Below are 18,864 nucleotides of genomic sequence, written 5' to 3' on the forward strand. Positions count from 1 at the left end.
AGTAAGCGGTGATTATAGGATAAGTGTATTAAAAGGGGTTGGTATACGGATTAAAAACCATCGGAGCTAAGTGATATGCCGAGCACAAAGCGCGATTGTAGTGCTTAGATATAATTAACGCACCATTTCGGTGCGAAAATCATGATGAGAAGCGAGATGATGTTCAGCTTAAGAACTGATTAAATGACAGCTTTAACCTACTTGCTTACCGCTAAATAAGCACCAGCTGCAATCATAATACTGCCTGCACCGCGGTTTAATCGTTGGTGCGCCACCGGTGTTTTGAGCATCCCCGCCATGCGACTTGCGCCAAACGCAATGAGCATTAACCCAGACATCAAAGCAAGCGATGATAAGACTGATACTAATGCGATATCTTGCGCGGTTAATACGGTCAAATCGATAAACGTTGGCAAAAATGAAATATAAAACAGGATCACTTTAGGATTAGAGGCTGAAATCAAAAAGCCTTGTGTGAAACTCGCTAGGCTGGCTTTCTCTTTGTGCGCGGTTGTTTCAGCTTCAATGTCACTCTTAATCTGTGGTAATGCTTTAATCATTTTATAGCCGAGATAAATCAGATAACTGGCACCTAAATAACGAATCGCAGTGAATACTTCAGACCAGTTCTCTGCAATCGTCGCAAGACCAAAACAAGCCAAAATGAGGTAAATTACATCACTGCCGATCATCCCCATTGCCAGCATGATACATTTTTTTGGTCCATCAACCATGGCACGCGCCAAGATCGCAAATACGCCAGGCCCTGGCGTTATACCAAAAATAAATATCGCGATAAAAAATGTGATTGCGGATTCCAGTGACATTTACAACTCCTGATAAAATCTTTATGTAATGAAGTATTTTATATAAACATTACGTTTCAATAATGCCGACTATACCATAGCGATTCAATCTGTATTGAGTCTATTTCACCTTCTATACTGACTACAATATCTCATAATGCCGTTGAACATTCGCCGCAGCCTTACCCCACGCTGAATTTTTCACTCTGGCTTGGTGCAGTTCAAATGCTGCCTTATTAATGAATTCTTCATACACATCGAAACGGTTAAGGTTAATCTCAGATTGAGTGACATTAAACATTAAACAACCCGGTTCATTACGTGTGAGTTCTTTATGACTGATCAATGCTTTTTTCACTGCCGATAAATCCGCTGTTGGGACAATGATAAATCCTTTTAGAATGACTTTTTTCATCTCGAGCTCCCTATACGCTTAAAAGTAAATAATCCTCAACTTAAAATATAACGTAATACCGCTTGTTGACATTGCAATGTCTGGTTTTTGCGATCTGCCTAAAACAAAAAACGGCCTCAAACATACATTTGAGGCCGTTGGCATTTTCATATTACATGATGTCGTCTTTAAAGCTTCAATTTAACAAAATTAGCTTTAAGCTAAACCATTACTTATATAAATGACGTTCTGAGTTCAAGCCTTTAATTAGACTCACACACATAATCAGTAATATAAACGTAAATGGTAACGCCGTTGTTACAACACCTGCTTGCAGAGCTTGTAGTGCTTCCGTACCACCAACCCATAACATAACACCAGCAATCGTACCTTCTACTGTCGCCCAGAAAATACGCTGTGGCACAGGTGCATCAATCTTACCGCCTGATGTGATGCTGTCGATCACAAGTGAGCCAGAATCAGATGAGGTAATAAAGAAGATCAATACCAAGATAATCGATAATACTGACAATACATCACCATACGGCATTGCATCGTATACTTGGAATAAAGACAGTGAAATGTCAGTTAAACCGTTCGCACCAAGCTCACCGACGTTATTCACAACTTGATCGATAGCAATACCACCGAACGTCGCCATCCATACCAGTGTTACGAGTGTTGGAATAAAGATAACTGCAGACAAGAACTGACGTACTGTACGACCTTTAGAAATACGCGCAATAAACATACCTACGAATGGTGACCATGAGATCCACCATGCCCAGTAGAATACAGTCCAACCGTGCATCCAAGATGTATCTTCACGACCATGTGGATTACTTAAACCAATAAAGTTTTGCACGTAAGCAGTCAAAGTCTCAGGGATTGTCACAACAATCACATCAAAACCAATAATCATGACAAAAATAAGTAGACCAATAGCAAACACCATATTGATGTTACTCAATACTTTTACGCCGCCATCAATACCACGAATAACAGAAAGGATCGCAATAAAGGTAACAAAAGCAATCACAATTAATTGCATGCCAATGCCACCTTCAGTACCAAATACATGGTTGATACCACTTGCCGCTTGTTGTGCACCTAGTCCGAGCGATGTCGCCAGACCAAATAACGTTGCCAGTACAGCTAGAATATCAACAATGTGACCAGTCCAACCCCAAGCTTTATCACCAATGATCGGATAAAATACCGAACGGATTGATAACGGCAGGCCTTTGTTATAAGCAAAGAAAGCCAAAGAAAGCGCGACGATACCGTAGATAGCCCAACCGTGAATACCCCAGTTATAAATCGTTGCAGCAAGTGCTAATGATTTTGCTTCTGCAGTTAACGGTTCAACATTAAATGGCGTTCCCCACCAGTTAGTGAAGTAAGCCGTTGGTTCCGCAACACCCCAGAACAACAGACCAATACCCATGCCGGCAGCAAATAGCATTGCCATCCAAGATAGGGTTGAGTGCTCAGCCTTTGCTTCTTTACCGCCAATACGGATTTTACCCAGTGGCGATACAATCAATACCATAGTGAATAAAACAAAGAAGTTAGTTGACCACATAAAGAAGACATCGAAGTCTGCCATGATGCTGTTACGTACGCTGTTTAATGTTTCTTTTGCGGTAACTGGGTCGACGAGGAGGAGTGCAGAGAGAAAGAGAACTATTAATCCGGCGCTAATGCCGAACACTGGGTTATGTATATCAAAGCCCCATTTTTGAACGTTATCCTGACCGACTTGGTAGTCAGTGGTTTCAATACTATATTTATTTGACGTACTATTTTTGTTTAACGAGCTATCCATAAGTTATGCTAAGCATATATCCTGCAATACTTTTTAATCGAAAAGTAAAAACGAAAGGGTCATTAGTTAAAACCATAATGAGCCAAGTGATAAAAATCGGTTGAAGAGTAGCAAAAAAAGTGACAAAACTCAATCAACCGCGGCCTGGACTTTATTAAATAGAACATAAAGTTTCTGGATATAAATATACATAAAAATATGTTTAAGATAAAAAGAGTATTATTGCACTTGACCATGAAATGTTTATATCGATAATAAAATACTATCCAAAATCGTAAGAATACTGTTCAGTTAATAATACTGATAATTCCTCATATATTAAATACTTAAATCTAGATCGCGTACAAATTTCGGCATTAAAAACTAAAGTATCAGACATAAAAAAACGGCCTCAAACATACATTTGAGGCCGTTTACATTACTCATTTTTGATTTTATAAAATACAGTTTTAATACTTATATTTTAAAAATACTTATGACTAACCATGAGTAAGTATTGGTAAACAAAGTCATTATTTATATAAATGATACTCTGAATTTAAACCTTTTATGATACTCACGCACATCACTAGCATTAACAAGGCGAAGGGTAGTCCGGTAGTTACAACACCTGCTTGTAAAGCTTGTAGCGCATCGGTACCACCAATCCAAAGCATAGTCGCCGCAATTGAACCTTGTATAACAGCCCAGAAAATACGTTGTGGAACTGGTGCATCAACCTTACCACCCGACGTAATACTGTCGACCACAAGGGAAGCAGAATCCGATGACGTAATAAAGAAGATTAATACCAATACAATTGATAATACTGACAATACATCACCATACGGCATTGCATCATATACGTGGAATAATGATAACGAAATATCAGTCAAACCATTAGTACCTAGTTCACCGACTTTATTAATCACTTGATCGATAGCAATGCCACCAAACGTCGCCATCCATATCAGTGTCACTAATGTAGGAACAAAAATCACTGCACACAAGAACTCACGTACTGTACGACCTTTAGAAATACGCGCAATGAACATACCCACGAATGGACCTAATGAAATCCACCATGCAAAATAAAATACAGTCCAACCCTGCATCCACGCTAGATCGCCACGATCATGCGGGTTACTTAAAGCAATAAAGTTATCTGCGTAAGCAACAAATGTTTCTGGAATTGTTACCATAATTACATCAAAACTAATAATCAATACAAAGATTAATAGTGCAAATGCAAACACCATATTGATATTACTCAATATTTTAACGCCGCCATTAATACCGCGCATAACGGAGAATATTGCCACTAGGGTAACAAGGACAATAACAACCAGCTGCAAGCCAAGGCCGCCTTCAGTACCAAATACATGGTTGATACCACTCGCCGCTTGCTGCGCACCTAAACCAAGTGATGTCGCTAACGAGAATAACGTCGCAAGTACCGCCAAGATATCAACAGTATGACCAGCCCAGCCCCACGTTCGATCACCAATGATCGGATAAAATACCGAACGAATAGAGAGTGGCAGACCTTTATTATAAGAAAAGAAAGCCAGAGCAAGACCAACAACGCCGTAAACAGCCCAGCCGTGAATACCCCAGTTATAAACCGTTGCCGCCAGCGCTAATGATTTAGCCTCTGCCGTGAATGGTTCAACATTTAATGGCGTACCCCACCAGTTAGTGAAATAAGCAGTTGGTTCAGCAACACCCCAAAACAACAGGCCAATCCCCATGCCAGCAGCAAATAGCATCGTCAACCAAGATAAGGTTGAATGATCTGTTTTAGCTTCTTTACCACCGATTCGGATTTTACCAAACGGCGATATAATCAATAGCATAGTAAAAATAACAAAGAAGTTAGTTGACCACATAAAGACCACATCAAATTCTGCCATGATGCTATTTCTAACATTAGTTAGAACTTCTTTTGCTGTCGATGGGTCTACGAAGAGGAGGGCTGAAATGAGTAAGAAGATTAAACTGGCGCTAATACCGAATACAGTGTTATGTATATCGAAGCCCCATTTTTGAACGTTATCCTGACCGACTTGGTAATCGGTGGTTTCAATACTGTACTTATTTGTCGAGCTATATGTATCTGTCGACCTATGTTTATTTAACGTACTATCCATAATTAATGCTTAAGCATATCCTGCAATACTTTTTAATCGAAAAGTAGAAACGATATGGCCATCACATACGAATGCGGTGACCAATTGATAAATTACGTGCGCAGAGTAGCAACAACGCGATAAGAACTCAAATAAAGCTTGTTAATAGGGATTGAAATTGTAAAAAACATAAACTACGTAATTACCGACACCTTTATATATAAGTATTTAGTCATAATGACTTAAACGCTAGAACTTGCGTTTGAAGCTCATTTTATCTAATTAACCAGATCATCTAAATTCAGAGGCATGACAGTCACATATGAGCAATATATAAATATTGACCGATCAATGGTATTTATAATTACTTGAGCTCCCCTGCTTTAAAGATTTCGCCTCATACATCGCTGCGTCTGCTGTCGAGAATAACTTTTCTACCGTGTCGATTTGCTCCGATAAAAAAGAAATACCGATAGCAGCACCCACATTAACCACCTTACCATCGGCATTAATCGGCTGTTTAATTTGATTGATGATCCTTTCAACTATCATTTCAATATTATCTGACGTCTGGTAGTCAGATAAAATTAATATAAATTCATCTCCGCCAATGCGAGCAAAAAGATCGTTACCACTCATGCTATACAAGACTCTTTTTGCAATAACTTTAAGTACTTCGTCCCCCGCTAAATGACCGATGGTGTCATTAATTTGTTTAAAACCGTTAAGATCAATAAAAAAACAACATAACGGCTCTTTCTTATCTATTTTCAACCGCACAAATTCCACACACCGTTTACGATTGGGCAATAACGTCAGTGCATCCATATTTGATAAAGCTTGGGAGCGTTTAAAACTTAAATAAGTCATCGCCCAGGCCACCAGTAAAAACGTGACAATTAAAAAGACACTATAAATAATCTTCAAAAAATACTGCTGATTAGCCTCAATATCTTTCGTTAATACTTTAAAGGCAGAACCTTTCAACTCAAAAAAAACAACACTCTTATAGCCTAGTTTTAATTTTTTAATCACATCTAAGATGACTTTATATTGCTTAATCGGTTCGTGGCTAGCAACAACCGCTAATACCAACCGATCGAGTTCAGTAACATCACTCTGCAATGTTTCCACCGCATAGGCTTTCAACAGAGGCGATATATTGACGTCAGAGGCTAAAAACTCATAGCTTACCATCAAAAAATCTAATTTTTCTTCAATCGCGTCACTGTCGTTATTGTCTAAATAGATATCGTCGCTCACTTGGCGTTCAAGTCGAGCTAACTGTTCACCAAAGTGCCACGATGCCCAGTATGAAGCGCGAATTGACTCCATATTACGGGTCACTTCTTTATTACTTTGATTATATTTAAAGGTAATAAAAGCCATCAAACCTAATTCAATCGCGATGATCAATACCAAAGGTGAAAACTTCATGATAGTGTCTTTTTTTTCATTCATGCTGAGTTCCACCATACGTGCTTATCTTTTTAACAAACCAAACTAGATGACTCTCAACCTCCAAGTTGTTGATGTCCTCAGGGGCAATCCCCCTCAAATCTCGAATCAGCATTAATGGTCCTTTATTTCGGCGCGTTATCGCGTTTCCATCGATAGCATAAGCAAGCATATACTGATGCTGGTTAATGTCTTCCCGTGATATTGCGACACTGTAGCCATTCTTAGCGTGAACATAAATGTGACTGTCATTACTAGCGTTAACAACTCTTGTTAACTGATCCACATAAACACCGGTATAAGTCTTACTCTCTTTTTCCCAAGGCATCGGCGTCGTTATATTACCGCGACTTAACGCTTGTAGCTCTGTCATAGTAAAATTGAGTAATGTATTCTGCTGGCTATTCTCCATACTAAAAACGAGTTTATTACTCGCCTGTACAACCAATGAAAGCATACTGAAAACACTGATTAATAAACCTATTATTACTTTACGATTCTGCATGACATCTCTTTATTCTTATCCGTATATTTCGCTTTAATATCACTAATTTCAGCAAGTGATGTGATAAATGTATTAACCAAGCTTGGTTGAAAATGCTTGCCCGATTCGCTGCAAATTAAGGTTACAGCGTCCTCTTGTGTCCAAGCTTTCTTATAAGCTCGGTCAGACGTGAGCGCATCAAACACATCGGCAATGGCAATAATCCGAGCAGAAATAGGAATGTCTTCACCTTGAATACCATAAGGATAACCAGTACCATCCCATTTTTCGTGGTGCGCAATAGCAATATCATGCGCCATTCGCAGTAACTCGTTGTCTTGGCTACCAATAATACGTGCACCAAACTCAGGATGCTGACGCATGATCACCCATTCATCCGGTGTTAACCTCCCCGGTTTTTGCAAAATATGGTCGGGGACACCAATTTTTCCAATATCGTGCATAGGTGCAGCATTGAACAACAGTTCAACCCAAACAGGCTCACAACCATGATTGGTGGCGATAATTTTGGAGTAATAGCTCATTCGGACAATATGCATAGCCGTTTCATTATCTTTAAACTCTGCAGCATGACCAAGCCGTTTGATAATACCGTGGTTAGATTTGATCAGTTTATCGTTGGCATTCTTACCTAATAATAAGGTATAGATAGTGCTGAAAATGGTAAAGGTACTCATCACCACCAAAATCAAGATGATGCCTTTTTGGAATTCGTAGAAGCTATCAAGTACTTCAGAGCTGCACATTTTGGAGACTAAAATGACATTAAGTTCATCATGCCAACTGGTCAGCACATAAGATTCTTGGCCACGATAATCATCAAATAGCTCTAAATAGTTTTCATTTTGATCTGAGTAATGCACAGAGGTAATCGCTGACTGCATATAGCCACAATTCATCATACTGTCTTGAGGATATCGACATTTAGACACAATATAGCCGTCGCTATTGGTCGCAATCAGTTCACCAGAGGTGGCAAAATCATATTGGGACATATCAGCATAAATAAACGGTAGTTTCGGTATTTCACTAAAAAACACACCGGACACGTTACCCGCAGCATCCTTTATTGGATAACTAAAATAGAGGTCTGCATAGTATTGAGAAGCGGGGTTATTGTCAGCTTTCTTCGGTGGCAAGAATTCAGCATGCCCGCTTAATGCCGCAATAAAGGCACTATTAATGGTCTTGGTTATATCATCGGCAGCGATTGAATTTCCCTGCCTTGCGACAATATCACCATCAACATTCATGATAATAAAAGAGAGATCATAACTAATACCAAAGTGACGGAAGCGATTAATAATATTCAATAAGTCATCATTAGCCTGTCTATCACTGACTGCATTATTACTCTGATTCTTGTCCAGTAATGCTTGATAAACACCTTGGAACTCTACCGTTTCCGTCATCTGGTTATAAATCGATTCTAGTATTCCTTTGGTTTTTTGCATGTCACGATTAAAGTCTGCGATGTTTTTGTTTAAATACAATTCAACACGGCTTTCAATGATGGATCTATTCTTTTCAATAATAAAGTAACCTCCGAACACCGTCATCGCAATAAAAACAGACATGCATGACATAATGACGTAGATAAATTTTTTAGAACCAAACTGCACCTTTCGCGAGCTAGAAACACTCAATTTTAATAGTGCATAAAACATCAAATTAAGAAAAATAAGCACCAGTAAAAAGAACACAATAATAAAGCTAGTATTCTGATGATACCGATTATTGGATGATAATAATTTAGGCTTTAATTCAACACTCACCGAACCAATCAATTGACCATCATAAACAATCGGTAATAAATGTCTTTTCATATATCCCGTCGATAAACCATTAAACGCTGTCGTTTTCGTTTTACCGTTCAGTGAATAACTGAACACGACGCCTTTGCTCACATCATCAATAATCGTCACATTCATAATATCTTTACGGTTATTTATCATGACATTCATGATTACATCAAGTTGCCTATAATCCATGTTATAAACTAATGCTGCGCTAATTAATGATATCTCTTCTGCGACTTCAAATTCCGTTGTTAACGGTTTATCATCGGATGTTGAATTAATAAAGAACATCACCATTGCGCCAATCAAAAATAATACAAAAATAATAACAAAATTCAGTTTGTTCAATCTATTAATCACGTACGCCTCTGTATTTAGATATTATTTCTTCAATTTTACCGTTATATAACATTGTTTCGATTGCGTTATTAACCTGCGGTAGTAGTTCTGAATACTGCTCTGTAAAACGTATCTTAAGATCAAAAACGGCCACGCTATCTGTCGCCATTAATCCCAGTCGGCTTAAATGTGGTTTAACCACATCCTTAGGAAATACAGCAAAGTCGCAACGCTTGTTTTTGATCATCTGTAGCAACTGAATTTCGGTTAATACTTGCTGGGGTTTAATGTGCTGGTCTTTTAGTTTATCTTTCGATAAATCTAAATCAAAAAAACCAAGGATTGAACAAGGTGTTAATGACGCGAGCACATCTTTAGTGACTGGTATCTTGATGTTCTTGGGATTGTAAACAGCTACTTCTGAAGACGTTAAAATAGTGGTGCTATAAACGCTCTGCTTTAATTCAATCTCCTCAGTTCGCCACTCTTTGGCGATTCCAGGTTCCACATCAATACGATAATGGTTCATCAAATGTCGAATCCGTGCTTGAGGAAGAAATCGATAACGAAATTTAACTCCGACTTCTCTCCCTATTTCATCCAAAATATCAATGTATAAACCTGTCGCTAGTGCTGTCTCTGTAGGTAATGTGAAATACGGTGGACGCCCTTGATCCATTAAACCAACATCCAACACTTTATTTTGTACACTCAATACCTTAAAAGGAAACATTAAACAAATAAGGGCCACACCTAAAAAATGTCTCATATTAATCTCGTTTCCAACCATACTCTTCATACTTGCTAATATTATGCTGACGCAGTCAGTTCACACATGATCGTGTTTAACGAAATTCGAGGATCTCGAATACTTAAATCTACATTATCCAATATTCCACATAACCCTTTAAAATCGGTAATGTAAACACTGCTCCTTTCCAATTCGATATAACCCAAACTTTCTAACTGTTTCAACGCTTCATTGACTCTTTGCCGTGCAATGCCAAGAATCATACTTGTCGTCTGCTGTGAAATTGCGATTTTAGGAAATACCCCTTTTATTTGTCTTTGTTGCATGGCTAATTCAATCAGTAAGCAACTAATTTTTATTAATTTATTCTCAGATGAAAGTAACTGTGATTGTCGCCATTTCTGCTGTGACCCATTTACTACGTGATACAACCATTTCACCACTTCTAGGTCATTTTCCATCAAACGATTTAATTGGTTACTCGGAAAAAACACTAAATTAAGCGGCTCGACTTCTGATAAGGAAAACGACAACAAATTATTTTTCACTGATTGACAATCACCAAACCATTCTTGCTTTCCCATTACCATATGGTTGACTGTTTTTAAATTTTTAGCTTGCATGCAAATAGCAGCCGTGCCTTGATATATATAACAAACGCCATCAGAAAAAATCTGGCGTTCATCCGTAAATTCTGTTTTACATTGTGCTATTTCAATGAGTTTACGCTTGGTATTATTTGATAATGTAGTTGGCCAAATTATATGTTTGGCAATCTCCAGCTGGATCAATGTATGTAGCCTTAATTGGGTATTATTACCTCAGACTGCTGCAGCCTCTGCCTAAGATAAATGAATAATGCCCTGATGATAAAAATTTGTATAACACTAACATTGAACACCACGCCTTTCTGTCCGGTTCCGGACACATGGTTTCGACTTTAATCGCATATATTTAATTTTTAATCCGCTTATGCAGGGGTAATTTTTAGACATAGTAGATGTGAAAAAGGAGGCTAAAAACCGTCTTGTTTATTTAGGGATAGAGAGTGATTGAGTTTTATGTTGTGCGATGTAGTAGCATGTAGCGCGGTATGATTAAACGTTTTTAAAGAGTGGCAACGCCCCCCCGGGAAAATTAATTAGATTAGGAAACAGTGTATTAACTTCACTTTTAGAGGCTCCAAACCACGCAGCTAAACTGGCATTGGTCTGAGTTAGTGAAGTGGTAGGTAATAAACGGCCACTGCGGTAATCATCAACGCCACCGCGTAACATGCTTGGCCACTGACCATATAATCCCCCCTGCACTGCGCCGCCTACAACTAATTGATGTGAACCCCAACCGTGATCGGTGCCATTACCATTGCTGGTTAAAGTACGACCAAAATCGGACGCAGTAAAGGTGGTCACTTGCTTGGTTAAAGAAAAAGACGCTAACGCTTGCTGAAAACTGGTTATTGCACGGCTTAACTCAGCCAGTAATAACGGCTGCTTATCTATCTGCCCTGCATGAGTATCGAAACCGCCTAGCTCGACCATAAATACTTGTCGCTGCATACCTAAACTTTCGCGTAAAAAGATTGTTTGCGCCACTGCCGCTAATTGTCGCGACAACTTGCCATCATCAAACATGGCTTCAATCTCTGCTAGCGCTTTACCGTGCTTGGTCCAAAGCTGCGTTAAAACTGCAGCGAGATCTTGCGCCGAGGTTAACTTGCCGCGCATTAAACGTAATAACACATCATCACTTGGCAAGGACTGTAACGCTTGTACGGTTGCCGTTCTAGCTTGCTGCCTTTTATTGCCTTGCTCACCCAGACCGATAATTTTACCCGGTTTGCCAGGCGCTAATACCGCGCCCATAGTTTGCTGGCCACGTAACCATTGATTACTACCTCGGAAAGAAATACCCATGGGTAATACAGCCTTCGGCTTACCTTGTCTCAAGCCATGTTTAAAACGCGGTAATTCATTCATATGTCCAGCCCAGCCCGTCGTCACATTGTTATCAGCGATACCGGAATAAACTGCTTTACGTTGTTGGTTATGGGCAAATAAAAATGCGGGTTTACTTTTCTGACTTTGCTTAAATTCTTCGAGGCTACCCGGTTCAATCAATACACCAGTATTGGCGATAACAGCGACTTGCTGGTCTCGACTTAACGCTTGTAACCCTGTCATACCAGGATGGAAAGTAAGCGCGTGCTGTTCACCATTAACATCACGTAACATGATAGGTAATAGCTGTTTACTGTAACGTTCATCTCCTTTATTGGCCAAGTACTGCGGTTGACTGACATAATTTGGTACCGCCAAGGTTTGACGGGTGTCCATATAATTTTGATATTCTGGATGTGACGTATCAGGAAAAACCATGTTAAACGCATCATTACCGCCATTAAGCATGATACAAACCAGTCCTTTATAATCGCTTGCAGCTTGCTGTTTATCGGCAATCGTTTGCAATGCTTGCTGTTTATCGGCAATCGTTTGCAATGCTTGCAATGGATTAGATTGCAGTAATGCAGTTGATGCGCCGAGTAATCCAAATGCCTTAAGTATTTCCCTGCGTAAAATCATGGTGATAAATCCTAAGGTTGCACGGCGTAATCAGCAGAGCTGACAATTAAGTAAATGGCTTCTTTCAACTGCCTTTTCTGACCTTTAATATTAATTAAATGTGACTGTAATTGCGCTTTGAATGCAGGGGTCATTTTTCCTGCCAGTAATAGTTGATCAAGGTAATCCAGCATATCCACGCTGTTATCAGCAAGCGCTAATGGCTCAGTAAGGTCCAAATCAAAATTCGCTTTGTTTGACATGGTTTGTTTAAACATTAACGATAGCTGCTTGATAATAAGAGGATCAACCATAATCTGTGATTCTGGCGACACAGTGGTCATTTGTTGGTTAGCAGGCAATGTACTCGATGAGCCATCATTGGCTTTTAAATCAGGTTGGTAGTTCGCTTGAAAGTCTGGCTGATAAAAATTAAATACCGAGTCCGAACGCATGGCTCCCTGACCAAACGTCCCGTTCAGCTGACGTAATTGATAATGTTCTGATTTTGGCGTGGCTGAAAATGCACGTAAAAAACCAACGTAATTTAACAGCGGTTCTTTTAATTTTAAAGCCGATTCAGTAACCGCACCTTGGGCTTCATCATCCAATAAAATAGCTTGGACTACCGCGCCTAAATCACCACGTTCACCGACACCATTATCATTAAAGATCATTGCGATGCGTTTAATATAATCAGGCGATGGGTTTGATGACACCAAGCGTTGGATCAGTTGACGACTAATAAAAGGGCCAACATTGGGGTGGTTAAATAATAAATCTAAACTCGCAGATAATTCTTTGTCCGCTTTCATTCCGGCTTTGATCGATTGACCGAATAATTGTTTTTCCTGGTAATCATGTTGCTTTGGTGACAATTCCATAAAGGTATCGTAACGACCACTACGGCGATTACCATAACGTTTGTTTGCAACCAGATCCCACCCGGTAAATACCCGCGCTAAGTTTTCAACATCATCTTGTTGATAGCTCGGGATCTTATTGCCCTGCTTATCTAACATAGCTTGTCCGCTGATATCTAATTGATACAAACCAATACTGAATAACTGCATCACTTCACGGGCGTAGTTTTCATCGGGGAAGGTGTTCTTGTTTAGATTTTCTTTGCGATTGCCTTGCATCGAAAGATAAACGCCCATCGCGGGAGACAAGGTGACATCTTGCAATAAATCACGATAATTACCAAAGCTGTGTTTGACTAATAAATCGTAATACCAGGCCAACCCATCGCCATATTTTGCCAATGGCGGTTCTTGGCTTGATACCACGAATATCTGCGATAAGGCAAATGCGACGCGTTGACGCAATTGATCTTGCGCCGTTAAGGCATGTTCTAACCAAACTGATTCTTGCGCTTTTAAACAGGCGCGTGGATTAGTCGATTTTTTGTCATTAACGCGGCTAACATTGTCAGCGTCAATCGTTGTCGGGGTAATAGAACCATCACAGTATTGTACTGTTAAAGGATAGTGCCAGCTTGGCGACAATTGCATCTGCGCAGCAATCCATTGCTGACGCGTGACCTGTTGGGCACTTAATAATGCGGCAGGCGTAGGGCCAAAACTGCCTTGATATAATAATTTTGCTGCAGCGTTGGTTACTGACGATGACACGTTCATTGCCTGTTGCGCACTGTAACTATTTACTTGTGTCACGACCAAGCTATCACTGGCAACTGCAGGTGTTAAATTAAAACAAGCGAGCAATGCACAACTGATACCGTTTACAAATAAAGATTTACTCATCCTAGATCACATCCTTAAAAACGGTGACCTTTGAATATATGCTGATTTTGTTTTTACGACAGTGAGCTAGATCACAGTGATAAGCAGATCATGCGGACTTGATTATGCTAACTTTATCCCCCATATGTCTTTCATATACAAAATCTATATCTAGACCATACCAAAACTATATCTACACGCAATTTGATGGAGTTAATCAGTGCAGAATTATATCCTTGACCTTACCAGTGAAAATTTTCAAGAGATCTTGCTACAAGGCAAATACTCACAACCAATCGTCATTGATTTCTGGTCTGAACGTGCACCAGAAAACCAAGTGAGTGCGCGTCTATTAAACATAGCGCAAAGCTTAAATGGTGAAATTGTACTAGCGCGACTTAATTGCGACCGTCACCCAGAATTAGCACAGCAATTTGGTATTAAAAGTTTACCAACCGTAGCGATTTTTAAAGACGGTAAGCCTATCGATAGCTTTGTTGGCGAGCAAGAAGAAGCGGCTATCCGTGAAATAATCAGCCGTCATTTACCAAAGCAAGAACAAGTATTGCTGCAACAAGCACAAATGTTATTAATGGACAGCAAGTTTGCAGAAGCCGTACCGCTAATGGGCCAAGCTTACGAACTGGCACCAGATAATACCGATATCAAAATTGCTTATGCCCAAGCCCTACTCGGTTCACACCAAGTTGAAGCGGCTGAAGCCCTGCTAGATACGTTTGCAGAAGAAGAGCAACAAAGTCACCAATATCAAACGCTGCGTTCGCATTTAGAAACAGCAAAAAAATCCGCTGAGACGCCTGAAATTGTAGCGTTAACAGCTGCCCATGAAGCCAATCCAGATGACTTACAAATTGCCTATGATCTAGCTATCCAATTACAAACAGCAAACAAGCATAATGATGCGATGGCATTGTTGTATAAGATCTTATCTACAGAATATGATTTCTTAGAAGGTGGCGCAAGAAAGGTTTATTTAGAATTATTATCAGTCATGACAGATGCTGCCGTTGTAGCTGATTACCGTCGTAAGCTGTATACCTTGATGTATTAATTGCCAGCTAATCACTTAGTTTAAGTATTTCAGCGAATAAGTGGATCATAAACCTGAGTATCATACTCAGGTTTTTACTCTTTATCTTTATGCTTAATTTTTATTCAAATACACTCGTTATGCATAAACAGGATGATCGTAATGATTACCTTCATCTGTATAAGCCGTTACCATAACGTCTGCAACCAGCCCCGTCTCAGCTTGTACTTGCGTCTCGAAAAAATGTTGGATCTGCTTTCTGTTGCCATGCGCAGTCCAAGCCTCAGCATTTTCCCAAATTTCGTTAAAGACAATTGAGTATTCATTGTTGCTGGCGCTTGGATGACTAATTTGACGAGTCAGCATATATTGAATACAACCTTCCTCGCGGTATGAATCCGGTTCTAATGCTTTTAAGATTTCAAACAACTCATCTTGTTTGCCTTCCTTTGGTTTGAATTGCGCTAAAACGTATACTCGGCTTGTCATTTTAAAACATCCTTTTAGTTTCGATATATTAAATAATAATAGTTAAAATGACACCTAAAACACACAACGTCAAAGTAATTATTGAGGTGAATACACTCTCTTATCCATTCACTAAAATATATAATAATTTAAACCTGAATCGTTTATCACCATTTTTAATCATGTCGAAAGTAGGCTTTATAGTGAAGTAACTCACGGCTGTAAACAGATAGATGTGTAGCCTAGCAGTTAACAAGCGGTTACTAGAAACCACTGAAATAGTTACACAAAGCATTTTTAAATGGCGAAGTAGTGACAAATCACAGCCTCATGAATCGTGACAAAGTGGTATGATTTCAAGTGTTTTGACGTAAAACAAGATTGACGACAGGATTTTTATGATACTATAGGGATAGTAGATACGGAGCATCTGCTAGGATAACAGCTGTTGCGATTTCTGCAACCTAGCTATAACATTTATCAATCCCCCTAGGATCTACGCTTATTTAAGACACTAGGTCAGATGTTCCGAATATTTAGCCGGGGGACCATATGCTAGTAATCCAGGGAATAACATGTCTGAAGAAAACTCAAAGATTATTTATACTTTAACGGACGAAGCGCCGTTATTGGCGACTTACTCACTGCTACCAATCGTAGAAAAATTCACTTCAGCTGCCGGTATTGATGTCGTTAAAAGTGATATCTCGGTTGCAGCCCGAATTCTAGCCGAATTTCCAGAGTACTTGAGCGAAGAACAACAGTTACCAGATAACCTCAGCGAACTTGGTCGTCTGACACAAGATTCAAACACTAACATTATTAAATTGCCTAACATCAGTGCATCTGTACCACAGCTGCAAGCAGCGATTAGTGAATTGCAATCTCAAGGTTTCAACATTCCAAACCTGCCAGAAAACCCACAGACAGATGAAGGAAAAGCGCTTTTACAACGCTATTCTAAAGCACTGGGTAGTGCGGTAAATCCGGTACTTCGTGAAGGTAACTCAGATCGTCGCGCACCAAAAGCGGTTAAAAACTTCGCCCGTAAACACCCGCACTCAATGGGTAAGTGGAGTCAAGCATCGCAAACTCACGTTGCACATATGCGTGAAGGCGACTTCTATCACGGCGAAAAATCTATCACACTAGACCGTGCTCGCACAGTGAGAATGGAACTAGTAGCAGAGAATGGTGAAACGATCATTCTTAAGAATAACCTTGCATTACTCGATGGCGAAATTATCGATAGCATGTATATGAGTAAAACTGCACTTTGTGATTTTTACGAACAAGAAATGCAAGATGCTTATGAAACAGGCATGATGTTTTCGCTCCACGTAAAAGCGACGATGATGAAAGTATCTCATCCAATTGTATTTGGCCACGCGGTAAGAATTTTCTATAAAGACGCATTTGCTAAACATGATGAATTATTTAAAAAGCTTGGCGTAAACGTCAATAACGGTTTATCTAACCTTTACGAAAAAATTGCAGATCTGCCGAGTTCACAACGTGAAGAAATCCGCCGTGATTTACACGCTTGTCATGCTCATCGTCCAGAACTAGCGATGGTTGATTCAGATAAAGGTATTTCAAATCTACACGCGCCAAACGATGTGATCGTAGATGCATCTATGCCTGCTATGATCCGCAGTGGTGGTAAAATGTGGGGTGCAGATGGTCGTCCAAAAGACACTAAAGCCGTGATCCCAGAATCAACGTTTGCCCGTATTTACCAAGAAATAATCGCCTTCTGTAAAACCAACGGCGCATTTGATCCAGTCACTATGGGTAGCGTGCCAAACGTTGGCCTAATGGCACAGAAAGCTGAAGAATACGGTTCACACGATAAAACATTCGAAGCACCTGCAACCGGTGAAGCGCGTATCGTCGATATCGATACCGGTGAAGTACTCATGATTCAGAACGTTGAGAAAGACGATATCTGGCGCATGTGCCAAGTTAAAGATGCACCAATCCGCGACTGGGTTAAATTATCTGTAGAACGCGCAAGAGATTCTGATACTCCGGTTGTATTCTGGCTTGACCGCTATCGTCCGCATGAAAATGAACTGATCACTAAGGTCAATGAATACCTTAAAGATCATAATACTGACGGACTAGACATTCAGATCATGTCACAAGTACGTGCGATGCGTTATACACTTGAACGTGTTGTCCGCGGCCTAGATACTATTTCATCGACAGGTAACATTCTGCGTGATTATCTGACTGACCTATTCCCAATTATGGAATTAGGTACAAGTGCTAAGATGTTATCTATTGTGCCGTTAATGGCCGGTGGTGGTTTGTTTGAAACCGGTGCGGGTGGTTCAGCACCGAAACACGTACAACAACTTGTTGAAGAAAACCATTTACGTTGGGACTCACTTGGTGAATTCCTAGCGATAACCGTTTCTTTAGAATCTGTTGCGAAAAAATCAGGCAGCATTAAAGCTAAAGTACTGGCAACGACACTTGACCAAGCAACTGAAATGTTACTTGATAACGGTAAATCACCTTCACGTCGTACTGGCGAGTTAGATAACCGTGGCAGTCACTTCTACTTATCTTTATTCTGGGCTAAATGTATCGCAGAGCAAACTGAAGATACTGAACTTGCGGCTAAATTTGCACCACTTGCAGCAAGTCTTGCTGAAAATGAGTTGAAAATTGTTGAAGAGCTAAACTCGGCGCAAGGCAAAGCTGTTGATATTGGTGGTTACTTCAACGCAGATCCAGCGAAGATGGAAGCGATTATGCGTCCAAGTAAAACATTCAATGCAGTACTGAATGTAGCGATTAGCTAATAACAACGCTTCGTTAAGATATAGTACTCAGAAAATAACAGAGTATCGTTATTTTCTGAAAAACCCGTAATAGACGAGTCTATTGCGGGTTTTTTCATCCATACAGATTTAATATCATCAAACATATTCTCCATACTCAATAACAAATACACCTCCACAATACAGATTCTAAATTCTGCTATGTTTAATCTAACGGTCGGTAATATTCTATTTAAACCCAGATCACTGGCGTTTTATT

Annotated in this window: 14 protein-coding genes; 2 read left to right on the forward strand and 12 right to left on the reverse strand. The window is 39.7% G+C overall.

Going from position 1 to position 18,864, the window contains the following annotated elements:
• Positions 1–197: 197 nt before the first annotated feature.
• The 11 genes from A923_RS0106715 to A923_RS0106765 form a co-directional block, all read right to left on the reverse strand.
• On the reverse strand, positions 198–827 hold the full coding sequence (locus A923_RS0106715; RefSeq protein WP_017220899.1) for a LysE family translocator: 630 nt from the start codon (positions 825–827) through the stop codon (positions 198–200).
• A 121-nt stretch (positions 828–948) separates the two neighbouring features.
• The gene (locus A923_RS0106720) at positions 949–1,221 is read right to left on the reverse strand and encodes a putative quinol monooxygenase (protein WP_017220900.1); all 273 of its coding nucleotides are present in this window, start codon (positions 1,219–1,221) and stop codon (positions 949–951) included.
• A gap of 208 nt (positions 1,222–1,429) precedes the next feature.
• Positions 1,430–3,028 (reverse strand): BCCT family transporter, encoded by a 1,599-nt coding sequence (locus A923_RS0106725; RefSeq protein ID WP_017220901.1) that lies wholly within the window; start codon positions 3,026–3,028, stop codon positions 1,430–1,432.
• A 512-nt stretch (positions 3,029–3,540) separates the two neighbouring features.
• Positions 3,541–5,157 carry a BCCT family transporter gene (locus tag A923_RS0106730; RefSeq protein WP_017220902.1) on the reverse strand — a complete coding sequence of 539 codons (1,617 nt, stop codon included), beginning with the start codon at positions 5,155–5,157 and terminating at the stop codon, positions 3,541–3,543.
• Between the two features lie 327 nt (positions 5,158–5,484).
• Entirely contained in the window at positions 5,485–6,597 is a 1,113-nt protein-coding gene (locus A923_RS0106735; protein ID WP_017220903.1) for a GGDEF domain-containing protein, read from the reverse strand.
• Positions 6,590–7,099, reverse strand: coding sequence for a hypothetical protein (locus tag A923_RS22045; protein WP_017220904.1), 510 nt, complete (start codon positions 7,097–7,099; stop codon positions 6,590–6,592). The genes A923_RS0106735 and A923_RS22045 overlap by 8 nt, the downstream gene beginning before the upstream one ends.
• Entirely contained in the window at positions 7,081–9,258 is a 2,178-nt protein-coding gene (locus A923_RS0106745; protein ID WP_017220905.1) for an HD domain-containing phosphohydrolase, read from the reverse strand. Before A923_RS0106745 ends, A923_RS22045 begins: the two co-directional genes overlap by 19 nt.
• Positions 9,251–10,006 carry a substrate-binding periplasmic protein gene (locus A923_RS0106750; RefSeq protein WP_026006117.1) on the reverse strand — a complete coding sequence of 252 codons (756 nt, stop codon included), beginning with the start codon at positions 10,004–10,006 and terminating at the stop codon, positions 9,251–9,253. Before A923_RS0106750 ends, A923_RS0106745 begins: the two co-directional genes overlap by 8 nt.
• Positions 10,007–10,047: 41 nt before the next feature.
• On the reverse strand, positions 10,048–10,779 hold the full coding sequence (locus tag A923_RS0106755; protein WP_017220907.1) for a Crp/Fnr family transcriptional regulator: 732 nt from the start codon (positions 10,777–10,779) through the stop codon (positions 10,048–10,050).
• 306 nt (positions 10,780–11,085) lie between these two features.
• Positions 11,086–12,570 carry a DUF1501 domain-containing protein gene (locus tag A923_RS0106760; protein WP_017220908.1) on the reverse strand — a complete coding sequence of 495 codons (1,485 nt, stop codon included), beginning with the start codon at positions 12,568–12,570 and terminating at the stop codon, positions 11,086–11,088.
• 11 nt (positions 12,571–12,581) lie between these two features.
• Complete coding sequence (locus tag A923_RS0106765; RefSeq protein ID WP_017220909.1) at positions 12,582–14,315, reverse strand: DUF1800 domain-containing protein; 1,734 nt, start codon at positions 14,313–14,315, stop codon at positions 12,582–12,584.
• A 199-nt stretch (positions 14,316–14,514) separates the two neighbouring features.
• Here A923_RS0106765 and A923_RS0106770 point away from each other — a divergent pair, with 199 nt between their 5' ends.
• Positions 14,515–15,366 (forward strand): tetratricopeptide repeat protein, encoded by an 852-nt coding sequence (locus tag A923_RS0106770; RefSeq protein WP_017220910.1) that lies wholly within the window; start codon positions 14,515–14,517, stop codon positions 15,364–15,366.
• A 117-nt stretch (positions 15,367–15,483) separates the two neighbouring features.
• Here A923_RS0106770 and A923_RS0106775 read toward each other — a convergent pair whose 3' ends face one another.
• Entirely contained in the window at positions 15,484–15,834 is a 351-nt protein-coding gene (locus A923_RS0106775; RefSeq protein ID WP_017220911.1) for a putative quinol monooxygenase, read from the reverse strand.
• A gap of 554 nt (positions 15,835–16,388) precedes the next feature.
• On the opposite strand from A923_RS0106775, the gene A923_RS0106780 reads away from it, so the two are divergent.
• The gene (locus A923_RS0106780; RefSeq protein ID WP_017220912.1) at positions 16,389–18,626 is read left to right on the forward strand and encodes an NADP-dependent isocitrate dehydrogenase; all 2,238 of its coding nucleotides are present in this window, start codon (positions 16,389–16,391) and stop codon (positions 18,624–18,626) included.
• Positions 18,627–18,864 lie beyond the last annotated feature (238 nt).

Source organism: Moritella dasanensis ArB 0140 (assembly GCF_000276805.1).
GTDB lineage: Bacteria > Pseudomonadota > Gammaproteobacteria > Enterobacterales > Moritellaceae > Moritella > Moritella dasanensis.